Annotated in this window: 14 protein-coding genes; 4 read left to right on the forward strand and 10 right to left on the reverse strand. The window is 40.5% G+C overall.

Annotation, left to right across the window (positions count from 1 at the left end):
* Positions 1-155: 155 nt before the first annotated feature.
* The 6 genes from ABJ384_RS02785 to ABJ384_RS02810 form a co-directional block, all read right to left on the reverse strand.
* The gene (locus tag ABJ384_RS02785; RefSeq protein WP_086197530.1) at positions 156-1475 is read right to left on the reverse strand and encodes a glycosyltransferase; all 1320 of its coding nucleotides are present in this window, start codon (positions 1473-1475) and stop codon (positions 156-158) included.
* Between the two features lie 286 nt (positions 1476-1761).
* Positions 1762-2868 carry a glycosyltransferase gene (locus ABJ384_RS02790; RefSeq protein ID WP_086197529.1) on the reverse strand — a complete coding sequence of 369 codons (1107 nt, stop codon included), beginning with the start codon at positions 2866-2868 and terminating at the stop codon, positions 1762-1764.
* Positions 2869-3099: 231 nt separating this feature from the next.
* Positions 3100-3978 (reverse strand): lysophospholipid acyltransferase family protein, encoded by an 879-nt coding sequence (locus tag ABJ384_RS02795; RefSeq protein WP_086197528.1) that lies wholly within the window; start codon positions 3976-3978, stop codon positions 3100-3102.
* A gap of 183 nt (positions 3979-4161) precedes the next feature.
* Positions 4162-4383, reverse strand: coding sequence for a hypothetical protein (locus ABJ384_RS02800; protein ID WP_086197527.1), 222 nt, complete (start codon positions 4381-4383; stop codon positions 4162-4164).
* 118 nt (positions 4384-4501) lie between these two features.
* On the reverse strand, positions 4502-6292 hold the full coding sequence (gene aspS, locus ABJ384_RS02805) for an aspartate--tRNA ligase (protein ID WP_086197526.1): 1791 nt from the start codon (positions 6290-6292) through the stop codon (positions 4502-4504).
* A gap of 162 nt (positions 6293-6454) precedes the next feature.
* Positions 6455-7219 (reverse strand): DUF4184 family protein, encoded by a 765-nt coding sequence (locus ABJ384_RS02810; RefSeq protein ID WP_349928738.1) that lies wholly within the window; start codon positions 7217-7219, stop codon positions 6455-6457.
* A gap of 142 nt (positions 7220-7361) precedes the next feature.
* On the opposite strand from ABJ384_RS02810, the gene znuD reads away from it, so the two are divergent.
* Together znuD and ABJ384_RS02820 are read left to right on the forward strand one after the other, a co-directional pair.
* Positions 7362-9404, forward strand: coding sequence for a zinc piracy TonB-dependent receptor ZnuD (gene znuD / locus ABJ384_RS02815; protein WP_180042861.1), 2043 nt, complete (start codon positions 7362-7364; stop codon positions 9402-9404).
* Between the two features lie 107 nt (positions 9405-9511).
* Positions 9512-10975 carry a phospholipase D family protein gene (locus tag ABJ384_RS02820; RefSeq protein WP_349928740.1) on the forward strand — a complete coding sequence of 488 codons (1464 nt, stop codon included), beginning with the start codon at positions 9512-9514 and terminating at the stop codon, positions 10973-10975.
* A 97-nt stretch (positions 10976-11072) separates the two neighbouring features.
* On the opposite strand, the gene ABJ384_RS02825 is transcribed toward ABJ384_RS02820, so the two are convergent.
* Positions 11073-11531, reverse strand: a complete 459-nt coding sequence (locus tag ABJ384_RS02825) for a hypothetical protein (RefSeq protein WP_166171279.1) — start codon at positions 11529-11531, stop codon at positions 11073-11075.
* Positions 11532-11715: 184 nt separating this feature from the next.
* Between ABJ384_RS02825 and ABJ384_RS02830 the strand changes: the two genes are divergently transcribed.
* Positions 11716-12174, forward strand: coding sequence for an RcnB family protein (locus ABJ384_RS02830; RefSeq protein WP_086197522.1), 459 nt, complete (start codon positions 11716-11718; stop codon positions 12172-12174).
* 63 nt (positions 12175-12237) lie between these two features.
* Here ABJ384_RS02830 and ABJ384_RS02835 read toward each other — a convergent pair whose 3' ends face one another.
* Complete coding sequence (locus tag ABJ384_RS02835; protein WP_200223139.1) at positions 12238-12735, reverse strand: phosphate-starvation-inducible PsiE family protein; 498 nt, start codon at positions 12733-12735, stop codon at positions 12238-12240.
* A 179-nt stretch (positions 12736-12914) separates the two neighbouring features.
* Between ABJ384_RS02835 and ABJ384_RS02840 the strand changes: the two genes are divergently transcribed.
* Positions 12915-13124, forward strand: a complete 210-nt coding sequence (locus ABJ384_RS02840) for a hypothetical protein (protein ID WP_180042865.1) — start codon at positions 12915-12917, stop codon at positions 13122-13124.
* A 69-nt stretch (positions 13125-13193) separates the two neighbouring features.
* On the opposite strand, the gene ABJ384_RS02845 is transcribed toward ABJ384_RS02840, so the two are convergent.
* Positions 13194-14975: an acyl-CoA dehydrogenase C-terminal domain-containing protein gene (locus ABJ384_RS02845; RefSeq protein ID WP_349928744.1), complete on the reverse strand. Its 1782-nt coding sequence runs from the start codon at positions 14973-14975 to the stop codon at positions 13194-13196.
* 168 nt (positions 14976-15143) lie between these two features.
* Positions 15144-16946 carry an acyl-CoA dehydrogenase C-terminal domain-containing protein gene (locus ABJ384_RS02850; RefSeq protein ID WP_300046350.1) on the reverse strand — a complete coding sequence of 601 codons (1803 nt, stop codon included), beginning with the start codon at positions 16944-16946 and terminating at the stop codon, positions 15144-15146.
* Positions 16947-17074: the final 128 nt, after the last annotated feature.

Raw genomic sequence — 17074 nt, forward strand, 5'->3', positions numbered from 1 at the left:
TGTTTGTTGCTATTCAGTGTTGATTAAGTGTTTTACTAATATTAAAACTAAGAATTGTAAGATATGAAATTTTTCACATCTTACAATAATGTAGAATCTTATTTATACAGGGTTTTTTAATTGTATTTCTACTTTAGAGTTTCTCTAACTTTACATTAAATTTTCTTATATTTTTTACGAAATATATTTAATATTGAAGATAATTTCCATTGAAAGTTCAATTTGAATACTTTCCAACTTATATTTTTTAAGGGCTTAAGATTATATGTTAATTCATGTAGTAAGTTAATTCTAGGTTTCATTTGTGCTTCTAAACTATATAGCTCCCTAACACGATGCATTCCATTCTCGCCAATTTTTTTTAGATCATAAGGTCGAGTATAATATTTATTAATTTTATCAATAATATTCTTAATATTATATTGAATTAGAACAATATCTTCTCCATCCGTAAAATATCCTTCTGCAGAGTTGAATTCATCAACGGCAAAGATCGCACTACCTCGCAATGCTGCTTCGATACAGCTTGCTGTAGGAAAGCCATCAAATGAACCTGGAAAAATTTTACCACTAATATTAGGAGATATAATTATGTCAATAGTTTGGAAAAGATTATCGAAATTTTCTGGATCCAATGAGCCGTGAAATTTAATATGATCACCCAATGAATCTACATTGATGACTTTGGAATCAAATGATCCTACAACATGGAAGTAAATATCTTGATGATACTGATGCAATATAGTGGCTACCTTTATAAAGACATCATATCCTTTGTCTTGACCATGGCTGGTATATTTATGCGCCATAAAACAAATATCTAGGCTAGGTTTTCCAAAGCCCCACCGGTGTTTTTTAGGAAGTGCATTTATTTTTGAAATTTCTGGCATTACGACACCAAAGACCATCTGAATTTTTTCAGGAGAACACATTCTTTTATTTATAATATAATTGTATGTTACCAGTTGGGTTACGATTACTTTCTTGAAGCAAGGGGAGCTAAAAACTCGTTTAAGTTTACGATCACATATTGGGTCATTTAGAAGGAATCCTCCTCCAGGATAAAGAGTAAAAACAAATGGGACTTTAGCAGCTTCGATTTGCGTTAATATTGAGAAAATATTATTTAAAAAGGTTAGGTAAACTAAACTTCTTGTTTTAAAATGAATTTTTCCAGTTTTTAGTGTTACTTTGTGGCTAAGATCTGGAAATTTTTCCTTATAATTATTTATAACATCAGCTGCTGATTTCTTATCAAGAGCTTCAATATTTTTTCCAGAAGTGATGATGAAAGAGTTCTTAAATTCATGTAAGTATGTTGTGAATTCAACATATCTAAAACCACTTTTCAATGAAGGAAAGGTATCATCAATAATCAATAATTCAAACTTATCTTGTTTTATCAAGTTTGTTTTGTAATTAATATTATTGGGTAATGTTTTGATTTGATTTTCATAAGAAATTTTATTAACCATAAGAGAGATTTCTTTTTACAATTAAGTAGTAAATGATATCTATTTGTTGATGAATTGTCATATGTTTTAGTTGGAATTTAAATTATATTGATTGAGTTTTGTTTGATGTTGTGAATTTTGATAATATAAATTATATATGATGGGGGGTGGAATTTAATATTATTCATGATTAATTCTTATAAATCCTAAATAATCTAATTTTTTTATATAAGACCTTGTATTAAATCAAATATCCTTATCATAAGGGGTGAAAGCTTTATTTAAATTTCTTTGAATTTAAATTAGTTTAAGAATCTAAATTACATAAATTTAAAATTTTTTCTTGCATATTGTCCATACACACTTTATCTATACATTCTTGGTTATATTTATAAGGATTTTGCACACATTTTTCTAATGCAAAACTAAGAGCTTTAATATTTTGTTTAGGAACTAATCCAAATTTTGCAGTATCAATAGTAAATAAATCTGCAATACCAGCTGAAGAGTTATAACTGATGATGGGAACGCCAAGGGAAATTGCTTCGGCTAATGTTACAGGGCTACCTTCGTACAGAGAACACATAACAAGGCATTTGCTCTGTAGCATGAGTTGATGAGGGTTATCAATCCAACCTAAGAAATCAATTCTGTCAGAAATGTTAAGTTCTTTTGTAAGAGTTTCAAGTTTTTCTCTCTCTGTTCCATCTCCCACAATTGCCATTTTACCAGTGAGATTACTTATAGAAAATGCTTTAATTGCATGATCTACTTGTTTAATTGGAACCAAACGTCCTACAAAAATCACATCCCATTTTTTTTCAGTATATGGAGATTGAGCAATAAGGTCATCTGATACTTGTACCCCATTTGCAATGGTGACTGTTGATTTTGGTTGAGCATAGGTTTGGGCTTTAGATTCTAGGTCACGGTTTACTGTAATCAGATTTCTATTTTTAAATAATTTAGCAAATTTGCGTTTATTCTTGAAAAAACGAATATGTTCTTTAATTTGCTTTAATGGATTATTGAACTTTCTAAATTCTAAAAGATCTCCATGAATCCAATGCCAAACATTTTTTTTCTGGGTTAAGTAATTACCTAAATAATAACCATTATGAAAACCTAGGATAATAAGATCAAAAGTTTTTTCATTAATTAGTAAAGAAATGGTTTCTTGCTCTTTTTTTGAAAGTTCTTTAAATTTCCAGAGTTTTCCAAATGCAAATTTTGGATTGATATTTAAATCAATATATTCAATAGATGAATCAACGGCTAAGGTATTTTTACTTGAATTCAAAACAGCAAGAGTTACTAAATTATCATTTTTTGCTAATGTGTAAGCCAGATCAAGTGTTATCTTTTCGGCTCCACCTTTTCCTAGATCATCTACAATAAATAAAATTTTTTTCATTTCATGCTTTCTATATTTATTAATCCTATTCTAGATTAATCTTTAACTCTCTATAAATTAACCGATAAAAATCACGGGTACACCTAAAATGCTATTTTAGTAAAAATAGACTGTTTCGCTATTAGTGTTTAAACCAATCATTGGTAAGTATATAGCGTATAAATAGCGTTTGTTCAACTAAAAAACACTATCAGCATGATTCTATGGTTACAGGTGGTGAAGATAGCATCGCTATTTATCTAGTGCCTGAGATGTATAAAGATTTTTATTCCCTTCAACATTTCTAAACCGCTTATAAGACCAGACATATTGCTCAGGTGCAACATTAATCATACTTTCAAGGTTTTGATTTAGGCTATCAACTGAAGTTTGTAAATTTTTCGACAAAATCTGATCGGATAGTGGTGAGCAATACACATTAAAACCTGATGTTTCATTACGAATACAACTGAGGCCCACTATATTGCATTGGGTCTTACTGGCCAGTTTTGACACCAGCGTAGTAGATAAGGTCTTTTGCCCAAAAAATTCTGAATAAATACCTCCCGATGCTTTAGGAAGATGATCCGGTAAAATGACCGTTAATCCTCCTTTCTTCAGATGTTTAAAGATGGCACGCACGCCATTTTCATCGGTGGGGACAAGCGTGGCATTCAATCGCTGGCGCGCTTCTAGCATAAAGCGATCCACCGCTTTATGCTTATTGGGCTTGTACATGATCATCGGGGCGGCATGTAAATTCAGCCATGCATTTAAAAGCTCCCAACAGCCCAAATGTGCAACCACAACTATAACGCCTTTTTTATTGGCTAAGGCTTCTGTAAGATGCTGTTCTCCGTAAATATTTTTGATCTGATTTAAGCTGTATTCAGGTGGCATACCCCAACATTTGATTGATTCTATATAGGTCATGCATTGACTTTTTAAGCTTTTCTTGAGGAGAGCCTGGTAGGCTGTTTCATCCAGTTCTGGATAAGCCAGCTTTAAATTGATGCCAGTAATTCGTTTGAGTGAGGAATTGAAGGAGTACAGCAGAATTGCAATGCAGGATGCCAGAAGCTGTAAAAAAGACAACGGAAATCGGGAAATGACTTTGAGGAAAAAATACATAATGGCGTAACTCTTTGAAAACTAAACTGGTTATAAGAAGAAAATTTTGCAAAGAGTTTTATTACAGCAAGGATGCTGCTGCCCGATGTCTAAATTACAGATCAGGAGTTAAATATTTTCAGCACAAAATAAAATGAGATAAAACCACTGAGGAATGTCACCAGTCAGTGGCTAAGAAGGGAGTTATTCGGCTTTGTCGGCATTGCCTTTTAAAACCATATAAATCAAACCGACAAAAATAAGTAAGGCCCCACCTAGGCTGCTTACACAAAAATAAAGAATACGTTGATTAGTATCCATGTTAAATAAGTCATTGGCCAAGATATAACGCATAAATAGCCACTGTACAATAGAAAACACAATGAGCATAATGCCACGATTACGAACAGCGGGACGCATAGCCATAGCTTGTTTAACTCAATAATAAAAAAACAGCATTATTATGCCACTACCCGGAATCAATCTCAATTCAATAAAAAACCCTGCATCAAGCAGGGTTTTTGATCACTGAATCAGGCAAGAATTAAGCTTCTTGTTGAGCTTCAGCTTTTGGTTTTTCACGTAAGCGAATACCCAAATCACGTAATTGATTACCTTCAACTGGTGCCGGTGCTTGAGTCAACGGACATTCAGCAGTTTTGGTTTTCGGGAATGCAATCACGTCACGGATTGAAGATGAACCTGTCATCAGCATGACAAGACGGTCCAGACCGAATGCCAAACCACCGTGAGGAGGTGCACCGAATTTAAGTGCATTCAGCAAGAAGCTGAATTTCTCTTCAGCTTCTTCTTCTGAAATGCCAAGCGCTTCAAAGATCGCTTTTTGCATCTCGAGCGTATAGATACGAAGTGAACCGCCACCGATTTCAGTACCGTTCAATACCATATCATAAGCCACAGACAATGCTTGACCTGGGTTGTTCTTCACTTCTTCAACACTTGATTTTGGTAGTGTGAACGGGTGGTGAACAGAAGTCCATTTGCCATCGTCAGTTTCTTCGAACATCGGGAAGTCAACCACCCAAAGCGGAGCCCACTCACAAGTCGCCATGTTCATGTCATGGCCGATCTTGATACGTAAAGCGCCCATTGCATCATTTACAACTTTGGCTTTATCTGCACCGAAGAATACGATGTCGCCATTTTCAGCGCCAACACGTTTCAACAAATCAAGTACGATTGGCTCGATGAATTTAACGATTGGAGATTGAAGGCCTTCGATGCCTTTTTCAAGTTCGTTGACTTTAATGTAAGCCAAACCTTTCGCACCGTAGATACCCACGAATTTAGTGTATTCATCGATCTGGCTACGTGGAAGAGAACCAGCACCCGGTACGCGAAGCGCAACGATACGGCCTTTAGGATCTTTGGCAGGACCTGCGAATACTTTGAACTCAACGTCTTGCATCATGTCTGCAACATCAACAAGTTTCAAAGGAATACGTAAGTCTGGTTTGTCAGATGCATAGTCACGCATTGCATCTGCATAAGTCATGCGCTGGAATTTGTCGAATTTCACGCCAAGAAGTTCATCGAACATCTTAACAGTTAAACGTTCCATTAAATCCATGATGTCATCGTCACTCATGAACGATGTTTCAACGTCGATTTGGGTGAATTCAGGCTGACGGTCAGCACGTAAGTCTTCATCACGGAAACATTTAGCAATTTGATAGTAACGATCAATACCGCCTACCATCAACAACTGTTTGAACAGCTGTGGGGATTGTGGAAGTGCGTAGAAGCTACCGTTAGAAACACGACTTGGTACTAAATAGTCACGAGCACCTTCTGGAGTAGCACGGGTCAAGATCGGAGTTTCAACGTCTAAGAAACCATTTTCTTCGAAATAGTTACGAATCAGGTTGGTCAATTTAGAACGGAAACGTAGGCGATCTAACATTTCTGGACGGCGAATATCCAGGAAACGATATTTCAAACGGATTTCTTCAGAAATGTTGGTATTTTCATCATTCAGTGGGAATGGAGGCGTTTCAGAAGTAGCAAGAACTTCGATGTCTTTTGCTAAAACTTCGATTTGACCACTCACCATGTTGGCATTTTCTGTGCCTTCATAACGGCGACGTACACGACCTGTGATTTTTAATACGAATTCAGAACGTGCCTTGTCCGCAGTTGAGAATGCTTCTGGTGTATCTGGATCGATAACCACTTGAACAAGACCGTCACGGTCACGCATGTCAAGGAAGATAACACCACCGTGGTCACGGCGACGGTGTACCCAACCGCATAATGTTACGGTTTGGTCAATTTGGGCTTCAGTTAATGAGCCACAGTAATGAGTTCGCATCATAGCGTAAAAAATCCAACTATATGGGTTAAGGTCAGCGTATACGTAAACAGCGTACCGCTTTTTTCGAATGTTGAATTATGCCTCTTTGGGCATATAGTCACAAGAACTTGAGACAAAAACAGCAACAATTTAAAGTGAATAAGCGGAAAGTGGGCTATTTGATTAGCCCATACGCCGATTCTGGTCCAGAAATAAAAACAGTAAACAGCCCAGGCTAAATACCATCAAAAAGCCCTGACTGAATTCATTGATGGAACGGCCGGTAAAATAATACAGCTCAGATTGCCACACCTCATCAGGAATATAGTGCATATAGTCCCAGACCGAGAACAAGGCAGTGAGAATCGACAGTCCGAATAAGCCCCAAGCAAAAACTTTGATTTTGTGGCTAAGGGCCAGGGATTGCCGATGGCACCGATAGTAATGCAGGCTCATCCATAAAATAAATGGCAGGGCTGCGAAGGAGCTCCCAAGCTGTAAAATGCGGTGCAGGGGATAGCTTTGTCCTAAAATCTGAAACTGCTGACTGAGAAGGTCATGCAAGGCAAAGGTACGAAAATCCACATGGGTCAGACCATCCCAAATCAGATGGGTTGCTGTACCCAGCATGACGGCCAGACAGACTCCTGTAAAAAACTTAAATGCTGCAAAGAGGCTGGTGATATTCAGTTCATGCCGGATACCGAGAAAGCGGTAGATCACCGGCCGGTAAATCAGATACCAGATGGCACAAAAAGCCAGCCCGATCCACAAGTCTGGATGAATCAGGGAGGACCATAAATGAGTGGTATTGGAATGATCCTGGCTAAACAGACGATAAAGGTCTGGCACCATGCAGCCAATCGCCAGTGCGGCAACCGGAAGCCGGTTTCCGGTCAGATAGGAAATGGGTGGGGCAAGGACAGCATGAGATAGGGTAAAGGGCATAAATAAAATAATGTTTTAATGCGATAAAAAGTATTAAAAAACATTCTAATAAAATATGTAGCTGTTTATCGTAAAGGATTGCAAAAAAAATGCAATGTTATATTATAACGTTATTTAGAAATTGCAGCCTTGAGTCCGTTCCATGCTTGTTCATAAGAATTTAATCACACTCTCTATTTTTGCCGTCATTGCACCTGCTGTTTTTGCTGATGAGGATACTCAGACTCAACAACTTGCCACCCTCAAATTGCAGGCACACCCCCTGGTACAGTCGGCTGCAGATTTTGCAGTGGCTGATCAGGTCATTGATCATAAAAAGCTTGCCGAAGGCAGTACGACTATTGGTGATGCTTTGGCAGGTGAGCTTGGGGTATCTTCCAATCAGTATGGTTCAGGTTCCAGCCGTCCGGTGATCCGCGGGCAAGATGGTGCGCGTGTTAAAGTCCTGCAACATGCTTCTGAAACTGCGGATGTTTCAACCTTGTCCCCTGACCACGCGGTGACGGTTGATCCGATTCTGGCAAAACAGGTTGAGATTATTCGGGGACCATCGACTTTACTGTATAGCGCAGGAACAGTGGGTGGACTGGTCAATGTCACAGATAATAAAATTCCAACGCAAATGCCTGACAAGGGTTATGAAGGTCAGCTGGGCTTACGTTACAACACGGGTAGTGATGAAAAACTCGCTAGTGCGGGTGTCACGGTTGCTTTAGCCGATCAGGTTGCGTTACGGGTTGAAGGTTCAAAACGTAAAGCCAATGACTATATTGCACCGGATTATTTTCATGATCATGAAGGCGAATTAGAAAAAGAACGCCGTGTCGGGAATACCTTTGCTGAAGGTGAAACGGTCAATGTTGGATTGTCCTGGATTCATGACCGAGGCTTTAGCGGCATTTCATACAGTAACCGTCAGGACCAGTATGGCTTGCCGGGGCATAGTCATGAATATGAAGATTGTCAGGTGTCCGGTAATGCCTTAATTGGCTGTGGCCAGCAACCCGGGCATACGCATGAAGAGCATGCAGCGGGACCATGGGTCGATTTGAAAACCGAACGTTATGATTTCCGTACCGAACTCAATGATCCTTTTGCCGGGTTTCAAAAGCTTCGTGCCCATGCCAGCTATACCGATTACAAGCATGATGAAATTGAAGAGAATGCTGCGCAAACCACCTTTAAAAGCAAAGGCTATGATGCACGTTTAGAATTGGTCCACAATCCGATTGCAAACTGGGAAGGGATGATCGGTGCTCAATATAATCAGCAAAAGCTGGATATTAGCGGTGAAGAAGCTTTGCTGGATCCGACCAAAACCCGAAAGTGGAGTCTGTTTGCCTTAGAACATAAACAGTTTGATGATGTACATGTGGAACTCGGTGCACGTTTGGATCAGCAAAAACTTGACATCGATTCTGATAAAAAAGACTTTGATGATTATGGTTTTTCCTACTCAGGCGCGCTGAACTGGGAATTTGTACCTAACTATAAATTATCGCTGGTCGGTTCTCATCAAGAACGTCTGCCTTTGGCGCAAGAGCTGTATGCCAATGGTAAACATTTCGCGACCAACACTTATGAACGCGGCAATGAAAATCTGGCTGCAGAAAAATCCAATAATCTGGAGCTTGGTCTGCATTATGAAAACGGTCCGCTGGATTATCATGTGCATGTCTATCACAACTGGTTTGATCACTATATTTATGCCCAAACCCTGGATAATTTTAAAGATTTCCGCCTGGTTGAATATACCCAAGACAAAGCCAAGTTCTATGGAGCTGAAGCAGCGGCCTCTTATGCCCTAAACGATACCTACAAAGTGGGTGTGTTTGGTGATTATGTGCGTGGCAAAATCGAGAGTGAAAATGCACCTCGCGTTCCGGCAGGTCGTTTAGGTACCAAAGTGGATGCAAGCTTTGACGATCACTGGTCGGGTCTGGCTGAGTATTACCATGTGTTTAATCAGGACAAAATTGCCAGCTATGAGGATGAAACTCAGGGCTATAACATGGTTAATCTGGGCTTGAGTTATGCCAATACTCTTGCTGATAAAAATACTTATCGTGTCTACTTTAAAGCCAATAACCTGCTGGATGATCAAGTTTATTCACATGCTTCATTCCTGTCGAATATTCCGCAAGTGGGACGTAACTTTACTGTTGGTCTGGAATTCGGTTTCTAGGCAAAAGTCATCCTGAAATCTGCTGATTCAAGCAGGTGAAACAGAAATCCTCTTGATAAATCAAGCAATAAAACCTAGTCTGATGATATTGGACTAGGTTTTTTGTTATGCGTATTTTTCAACGAATTCATCAGAAATTGAATTGGTCAGGCCGTCGTTATGCCGGCGTGATCATCGGTTTGCTGGCATTGGGATATCTCTCATCGGCCATTTATCATACCTATAAACCCTTGCCTGAAGGCCTGAATTTTACCGGTAAGTTACGTCATGCCGAGGTGAAGTTTATTGCAGATCAAACCTATCTGGATGCAAGTGGAAAACAGCAGCAAGACCATCATATTTTTAATGAAATGTTAAAATTGATTGATGAAGCGCAAACCACCATTGTACTGGACATGTTCTTGTTCAATAGTGAAGTCGGCGAGTCAACACTATCTCATCAGGCATTGGCGCAACAACTTACGGATGCCTTGATTTTAAAACGCGGTGTGCAGCCCAATATTGAAATTAAGGTGATTACCGACCCGATTAATTCAGTCTATGGTGGTCTTGCACCCGAGCATTATCGTCAGTTACGTAGTGCAGGTATTGACGTGATTGAAACGGATTTAAGACCGCTGCGTGCATCCAATCCAGTATGGTCTGGCTTCTGGTATCTCTGTTGTCAGGATGCAGGCAATAATCCTGAAAGAGGCTGGCTCGCCAATCCGTTTGGTCAGGAAAAAATTACCCTGCGCAGTTATTTTAATCTGTTTAATTTTAAGGCCAATCACCGTAAAACTCTGGTGGTGGATACGGCTCAGGGCTGGAAAGCTTTGGTGACTTCAGCCAATCCGCATGATGGCAGTTCACGTCATTCTAATGTGGCTTTGCTGGTAATGGGCAATACAGCCATTGATGTATTAAAGACTGAACAGGCTGTAGGCCGGATGTCCAAAGGTGATATTCCGATGGTCATTATTGGCGAGTTTGAAGGGGATCGGTCTTTACCTCAAGTTCAGGTGCTGACTGAAAAAGCGATTTACGATGCAACACTCAAACTGATTGAAACTGCCAAGCCTAAAGAGCAGATTGATTTGGCCATGTTCTATTTGTCTGAACGGCATATTGTCAAAGCCCTGATTGCTGCACATGAGCGTGGGGTAAAAGTCCGTGTGCTTCTTGATCCGAATAAGGATGCGTTTGGGCGTAAAAAAAATGGTATTCCTAACCGGCAGGTGGCTTCTGAACTGAATGATGCGGGTGTGCCGGTACGCTGGTGCAATACCCAAGGTGAACAATGTCATAGCAAGATGATCATTAAATCAAATGCACAGCAGTCTGACCTGATTTTAGGTTCAGCCAATTTCACTGCGCGCAACATCAAAAACTATAATCTGGAAACCAATTTGCGGGTAGTCGGTTCATCGCAGGCAGCAGTGTTTACCGATGCCCAAGCTTATTTTGATATGGCTTGGGCAAATTTGAATGGCAAAAACATGAGTGTCGATTACAGCCAATATGCAGATGAATCGACATTGAAATATGGAATTTACCGTTTTATGGAGTGGAGCGGATTGTCTACGTTTTAATTTTGATTTATGAATAGAAATCCCTCCTAACCTCCCTTTAAGAAAGGGAGGAAAGTCCCTCTTTGAAAAAGAGGGATTTAGGGAGATTTCATTTTTTTTAATTTTTTGGCTCAGGATTAGGCGGAACCATCTGATCCAGATCTTTGTCAGAGAGTTTATCCAGCTCTTTTAAATCCGTTTTAATTTTCCACTGGCTTTCATCTTCAACCGGCTGCGGTAAACGTGCTTCTAACCAGTCACAGACCACATCAGGTGAAAAATCGGGATGATTGCACTGAATGACCCAAGCCAAAAACTCTTTGGCTTCACCATTCATATAAGGTGGCGGAGAAACCGGCAAAAACTGTGTCGGTAAACGTTCATTCTTGGAAATGTAATTTAATACATGACCCAGTTCCTGTACGGTTTGCCATGCCAGAGGATGTTCCACATTGATTTGAAATTTAAACCACCAGGCATGTTGACCATCTGAACCATAGGCATTAATTAAAGATTCTTGAATACTTGGAACCTTGCAAAAGAATTGATGTAGGCGGTCAAAACTTAAATCAGACACTCTGTTTGATCCCATAATAAAAAACTGCATTTTAGCATATTCATCATTTGAGCCGGGATGTGTCTCAAGAGAAAACTCGAGAAATATTTCATTTACAAAACTTTGCATTTGCTGTTTTTTTATTCATTTTTTATCCTAAACTAGGAATTACAATAAGCTTTATAATGTATGGTGGGAGGCTCTTATGAAATTAACAGCTCTTTGTGCTTTGATTGGTATGATGCTCTTGGGGGCTTCTGCAACAACGCAAGCAGAAAATCGCTGGTCAAATTATCGTGGGGTAGATACTACTCGCTACCAGCCTCGTCCTTATTATCCGCAAAATAGTTATCCTCAAAATCACTATCCACATCAGCAGCAACATTATCCACAGCACTACCTGAATTATCCGCAGCGTCCACCGCATCATCAGAATTATCCGACCATTCAGAATGGCATCAGCATTCAATATCAGGCACCCACGACCATTACACACAATTCTCAAAGCTATAGCTGGGTGAATGGTGATCCGAGAACCGCCCGAATTGAAAGTTCAAACACGACCTTTATCTCCGACTGGCAACGTTTGGGTTTGCCTGCACCACCGACTGGCAGCCATTGGATATTTGAAAATGGTCGTTATGTGTTGGTGCCGAATCGTTAAAGATTCATTTTTAATGATTCAATCTCCCCAAACCCCTCTTTAAAAAGAGGGGCTTTTAACATATTAAGCTAATTCATCATCTTGCGGTTGTGGAGTTTTATCTGCAGGGAGTGGCTTTTCTGAATGTTTATCACGAATCACAGACGGGTAGGTCCAGGAAGAGAAACGCACCACCAAAATCGAAAATGCCAAGATCAGGATTGAACCGGTAATAATCACCAGATCCATATCGGCTTTATGGTCATGCTGGATATCTGAAATAAGTAAACGAGTCAGAGCCGTAATGGCAATATAAATTAAAAAACGTACCGGCATGTGATTGGTTTTGAAGTAAATACCCACCATGGCGCCCAGTTCAAGATAAATAAACAGCAGCAGAATATCATCGATGGTCGCAAACTGTTTAATGGTTAAAATTTCAAATACCGTATGTCCGGCAGACCAGATCACCATACAGCCAATAATAAACAGGGCAATATAGTGAAAACTTTCTACGGCAATATTTCCGAAACGGTCAAGGAGGGTCTCAATCCTTTCAACTTTGTTATCAGGTTTTGGCATCTTTTCCTCCTGTCTCTTGAATGATTGTTTGTATGAAATTGATTATTAAATAGTATGCAAGTTTCATGCACATTAAAGAATAAAAAATGAAAGAGGATAAAAAATTAAGTGATTGTATTTTTTTTATACGAAATTCATGTAATGTATGAAGGGTTATTTCATTGATCAGGGAAAAGAAAATGTTAGCAACAATTCAAACAAAAATTGATAATTTACAAAATGGAAAAAAACTTATTTTGGGTTCAGGGATTAAAATGGATGAAATGCACAAGCTGGTTACGTTATGCGAACATCTACAAGCCGAGGGCGTAATTAAAATTGTGAAAATTAATCAAGAGGCACAGAGTAATAAAAAAGTTTCAGATTCCATTATTGTTGAAAAAATCTAATTGATATCTTGAGTCATAAAAAACGCCTGCATTTGCAGGCGTTTTTTTATTGCTTATCTTTGTGCAGGATTAAGCCTGGTTAGTAAAGTAGTCTTCAGAGAAGTTCATTACCACTTCAGCACCGGCTTTTACTTTAGTAATGCGCATTGCAAGTTCAGGCAGAATACGTTGTACAAAATAAAGCGCCAGCGACAATTTATTTTGATAGAACTCGCCGTCTTTGGCTTTTGCTGCATTGGCAATTTTTGCAAACATGTAAGAGAAGCTAAGCAGACCCACCGCATGCAGATAATCCACAGCTGCTGCATTCGAGAAGTCGATATTTTCTTTGCTAGCTTGCAGAATATATTGCGTTACCGATTCAACTTCTGCTGCTGCATCTAAAGTGGCATCTTTAATGAAGTTCAGATCCGCATCCAGGCCATTGGCAAAATCACGAATTTCCTGGATGTATTCTGCAATGAATGCACCGCCACATTTAATGGTCTTACGGCCAATCAAATCCTGGGACTGAACACCGTTGGTCCCTTCGTAAATCTGCGAGATACGCAAGTCACGGATACATTGTTCCATACCCCATTCACGAATGAAGCCATGACCACCGAAAACCATTTGTGCATCTAAAGTTGCGTTAAATGCAGTATCGGTCAGGTAAGCTTTTGCGATTGGGGTTAATAGCGCAACACGGTCATTGGCTTTTTTTACCGCTTCGGCATCGGTCGAGAACTTGGTAATGTCGAGCTGTTGACCGACATACACCGCAAAGGCACGAGAGGCTTCGTTGTTAGCACGCGCATTCAGTAACATACGACGCACGTCGCCATGAACCAAAATGCTGTCAGCAGGTTTGTTTGGAGATTTCACGCCAGACGCACTACGACCTTGAAGACGGTCAGTCGCATACTGCGCAGCATTCTGGTAAGCAAACTCAGAAGCCCCCAGACCTTGAATACCCATAGACAGACGTTCGTAGTTCATCATCACGAACATGGCAGCCAGGCCTTCATTTTCTTTACCGACCAGATAACCTTTGGCGCCGTCAAAGTTCATCACGCAAGTCGCAGAGGCTTTAATGCCCATCTTGTGTTCGATTGAACCTGGACCTGCATGGTTACGCTCACCCAAAGAACCATCTTCATTCACCAGGAATTTCGGTACGATGAAGAGTGAAATACCACGTGAACCGGCCGGTGCATCTGGCGTTTTCGCAAGAACCAGGTGAATGATGTTTTCAGCCAGGTCATGGTCACCACCGGTAATGAAAATTTTAGTACCGGTAATGTTATAAGTACCGTCTTCATTACGTTCTGCCTTGGTTTTAATAATGCCCAAGTCTGTACCGGCATGTGGCTCGGTCAAACACATGGTCCCTGACCATTCGCCAGAGTAGATTTTAGGTAGATAAGTTTCTTTTTGCTCTTGGGAAGCATAGCTGTTTAATGCCATACCTGCACCGACAGACAGAAGCGGGTAGAGCATGAAAGACGGATTGGTTGCAAACAGCATTTCATCAGAAAGTACGGTCAGCATTTTTGGCATTTCCTGACCGCCCCATTCAGCGTCAGCACCCAGGCCAATCCAGCCGCCTTCTGCATATTGTTTGAAGGCTTCTTTAAAGCCAGCAGGTGTAGTCACATTACCGTTGCTATATGTTGCACCTTCTTCATCACCAGTACGGTTCAAAGGCAAAGTCACATTTTGCGCAAACTTGGCCATTTCTTCAAGAATGGCTTCTGCTGTTGCTGCATCAACATGAGCAAGATTTTCATTGTTTTGCCAGAATTGTTCTGCATTAAAAACATCATTAAGGATGAATTTCATATCCGCAAGAGGCGCATTATAGATTGGCATAGTGAGTCACCTGTTTATTGTTTGATTCAGTTCGGTTTTATCAGTCTAATGCATGAAAATTCATGTTGTTAGACGACTAAAGATTAATTTTTTGCATGGGTTATAAAGAAAAAGGACTGCCAAAAACATGACCGTCCTTTTTCTCACATCAGTTTAAGCATCATGCACTTAGAATGCGAAGTGTTCAGCATCTAAAGCAAGTAATGGCTCAACACCACCCGCGATCACGTCAACGTGTGAGCGAACGCGTGGAAGAATTTTCTTGAAGTAGAAACGGGCAGTGGTCACTTTCGCGTTGTAGAAATCTACATCAGTTGTACCTGCAGCCAATGTTTCTTGAGCTACCAGTGCCATACGAGCCCATAGGTAAGCTAAAGTTACGTAACCAGCGAAGTACAGGTAATCTACCGCAGCAGCGCCCACTTCATCAGGGTTTTGCATGGCACGCATACCAATCTGCATAGTCAAGTCACTCCACTCTTTATTCAGAGCAGCAAGCGGTTCAACAAATTCTTTCATTGCAGCATTGTCTTTGTGGGCTTCGCAGAATTTATGAATGACCTTGGTGAAGTCTTTCAACATTGCACCTTGAGTACCCAACACTTTACGGCCTAACAAATCAAGTGCCTGAATTTCAGTGGTACCTTCGTACAGGCAAGCGATACGTGTATCACGAACAATCTGTTCCATGCCATGTTCAGAGATGAAACCGTGACCACCGAATACCTGAACGCCGTGTTTCGCAGATTCAGAACCCGTTTCAGTCAAGAATGCTTTTGCGATCGGAGTTAGTAGCGACAACATGTTGTCCGCAGCTTTACGTTCTTCTTCAGTTGCACCTTGCTCTACAGTGTCTGCATAGAAAGACAATAAGTAAACCAATGCACGGCCAGCTTCCGCAAAAGATTTTTGCGTAAGCAGCATGTTACGTACGGCAGGATGCACAATAATTGGATCCGCTTCTTTTTCTGGCGCTTTAACACCTGAAAGTGAGCGCATTGCCAAACGGTCTTTCGCATAAGCCAATGCACCCTGGAAAGCACCTTCAGATGCTGCAAGCCCCTGTACCGCAGTACCAATACGGGCAGTGTTCATGAACGTGAACATACAGTTTAAGCCGCGGTTTTCAGGACCAATCAGGAAGCCTTTTGCGTTATCAAAATTGAGAACACAGGTTGCGTTACCGTGAATCCCCATTTTGTGCTCGATTGAACCGCAACGAACGCTATTGCGCTCGCCTAACGAACCGTCTGCATTCAGGGTGAATTTAGGCACGATAAATAAAGAGATGCCTTTAGTACCTTTCGGTGCACCTGGAAGACGCGCCAACACGATATGAATAATGTTTTCTGCCATGTCGTGTTCACCAGCAGAGATAAAGATTTTCTCGCCAGAAATTGCATAGCTGCCATCTGCATTCGGTTCAGCTTTGGTACGGATAATCCCCAAGTCTGAACCAGCATGAGATTCTGTCAAGCACATGGTACCAGTCCACTCACCTGAAACCAGCTTAGGCAAGTAAGTATCTTTTTGTTCTTGCGAGCCGTGATGTTCCAGGGTACGGACAGCACCGTGTGAAAGGCCAGGGTACATGCCCCATGCCCAGTTTGCAGTGCCCACCATTTCAGAAATCACGTTGCCTAAAGAAACAGGCAAGGCTTGACCACCGTATTGCTCTTCAGCAGATAATGACGGGAAGCCCAACTCGATATATTTTTGATAGGCTTCTTTAAAGCCTGTAGGTGTGGTTACTACACCATCATTCCAAGTACAACCTTCGCGGTCACCGCTTTGGTTGATTGGAGACAATTCATTTTCACAGAAGTCAGCCGCAGCTTCTAGATATTGATCAACCAATTCACGGCTTACGGTGTCAGAAAATGCAGGCAGGTTTGCATAATGTTGTTCAGCATTTAACAATTCATGTAGAACAAATTGCATATCACGTAAGGGCGCTTTGTATTGTGGCATATCGGTTTCCTCAATACTGGTTTAACCAGCTTATAATCCTAATAAACATTGGAACGTGCCTTCTATGACACGTATTTGTATGGCTCAATCGTGCAACATCTTCTTACTTGGTACAAGCGGTTCCATGC

Origin of the sequence: Acinetobacter sp. A1-4-2 (genome assembly GCF_040233925.1) — a bacterium.
Classification (GTDB): Bacteria; Pseudomonadota; Gammaproteobacteria; order Pseudomonadales; family Moraxellaceae; genus Acinetobacter.

Bases quoted from the DNA above. Each gene is read 5' to 3' on its own strand.
- ABJ384_RS02785 (WP_086197530.1), bottom strand. From the start codon at position 1,475: ATGGTTAATAAAATTTCTTATGAAAATCAAATCAAAACATTACCCAAT.
- ABJ384_RS02790 (WP_086197529.1), bottom strand. From the start codon at position 2,868: ATGAAAAAAATTTTATTTATTGTAGATGATCTAGGAAAAGGTGGAGCC.
- ABJ384_RS02795 (WP_086197528.1), bottom strand. From the start codon at position 3,978: ATGTATTTTTTCCTCAAAGTCATTTCCCGATTTCCGTTGTCTTTTTTA.
- ABJ384_RS02800 (WP_086197527.1), bottom strand. From the start codon at position 4,383: ATGGCTATGCGTCCCGCTGTTCGTAATCGTGGCATTATGCTCATTGTG.
- aspS (WP_086197526.1), bottom strand. From the start codon at position 6,292: ATGATGCGAACTCATTACTGTGGCTCATTAACTGAAGCCCAAATTGAC.
- ABJ384_RS02810 (WP_349928738.1), bottom strand. From the start codon at position 7,219: ATGCCCTTTACCCTATCTCATGCTGTCCTTGCCCCACCCATTTCCTAT.
- znuD (WP_180042861.1), top strand. From the start codon at position 7,362: ATGCTTGTTCATAAGAATTTAATCACACTCTCTATTTTTGCCGTCATT.
- ABJ384_RS02820 (WP_349928740.1), top strand. From the start codon at position 9,512: ATGCGTATTTTTCAACGAATTCATCAGAAATTGAATTGGTCAGGCCGT.
- ABJ384_RS02830 (WP_086197522.1), top strand. From the start codon at position 11,716: ATGAAATTAACAGCTCTTTGTGCTTTGATTGGTATGATGCTCTTGGGG.
- ABJ384_RS02835 (WP_200223139.1), bottom strand. From the start codon at position 12,735: ATGCCAAAACCTGATAACAAAGTTGAAAGGATTGAGACCCTCCTTGAC.
- ABJ384_RS02840 (WP_180042865.1), top strand. From the start codon at position 12,915: ATGTTAGCAACAATTCAAACAAAAATTGATAATTTACAAAATGGAAAA.
- ABJ384_RS02845 (WP_349928744.1), bottom strand. From the start codon at position 14,975: ATGCCAATCTATAATGCGCCTCTTGCGGATATGAAATTCATCCTTAAT.
- ABJ384_RS02850 (WP_300046350.1), bottom strand. From the start codon at position 16,946: ATGCCACAATACAAAGCGCCCTTACGTGATATGCAATTTGTTCTACAT.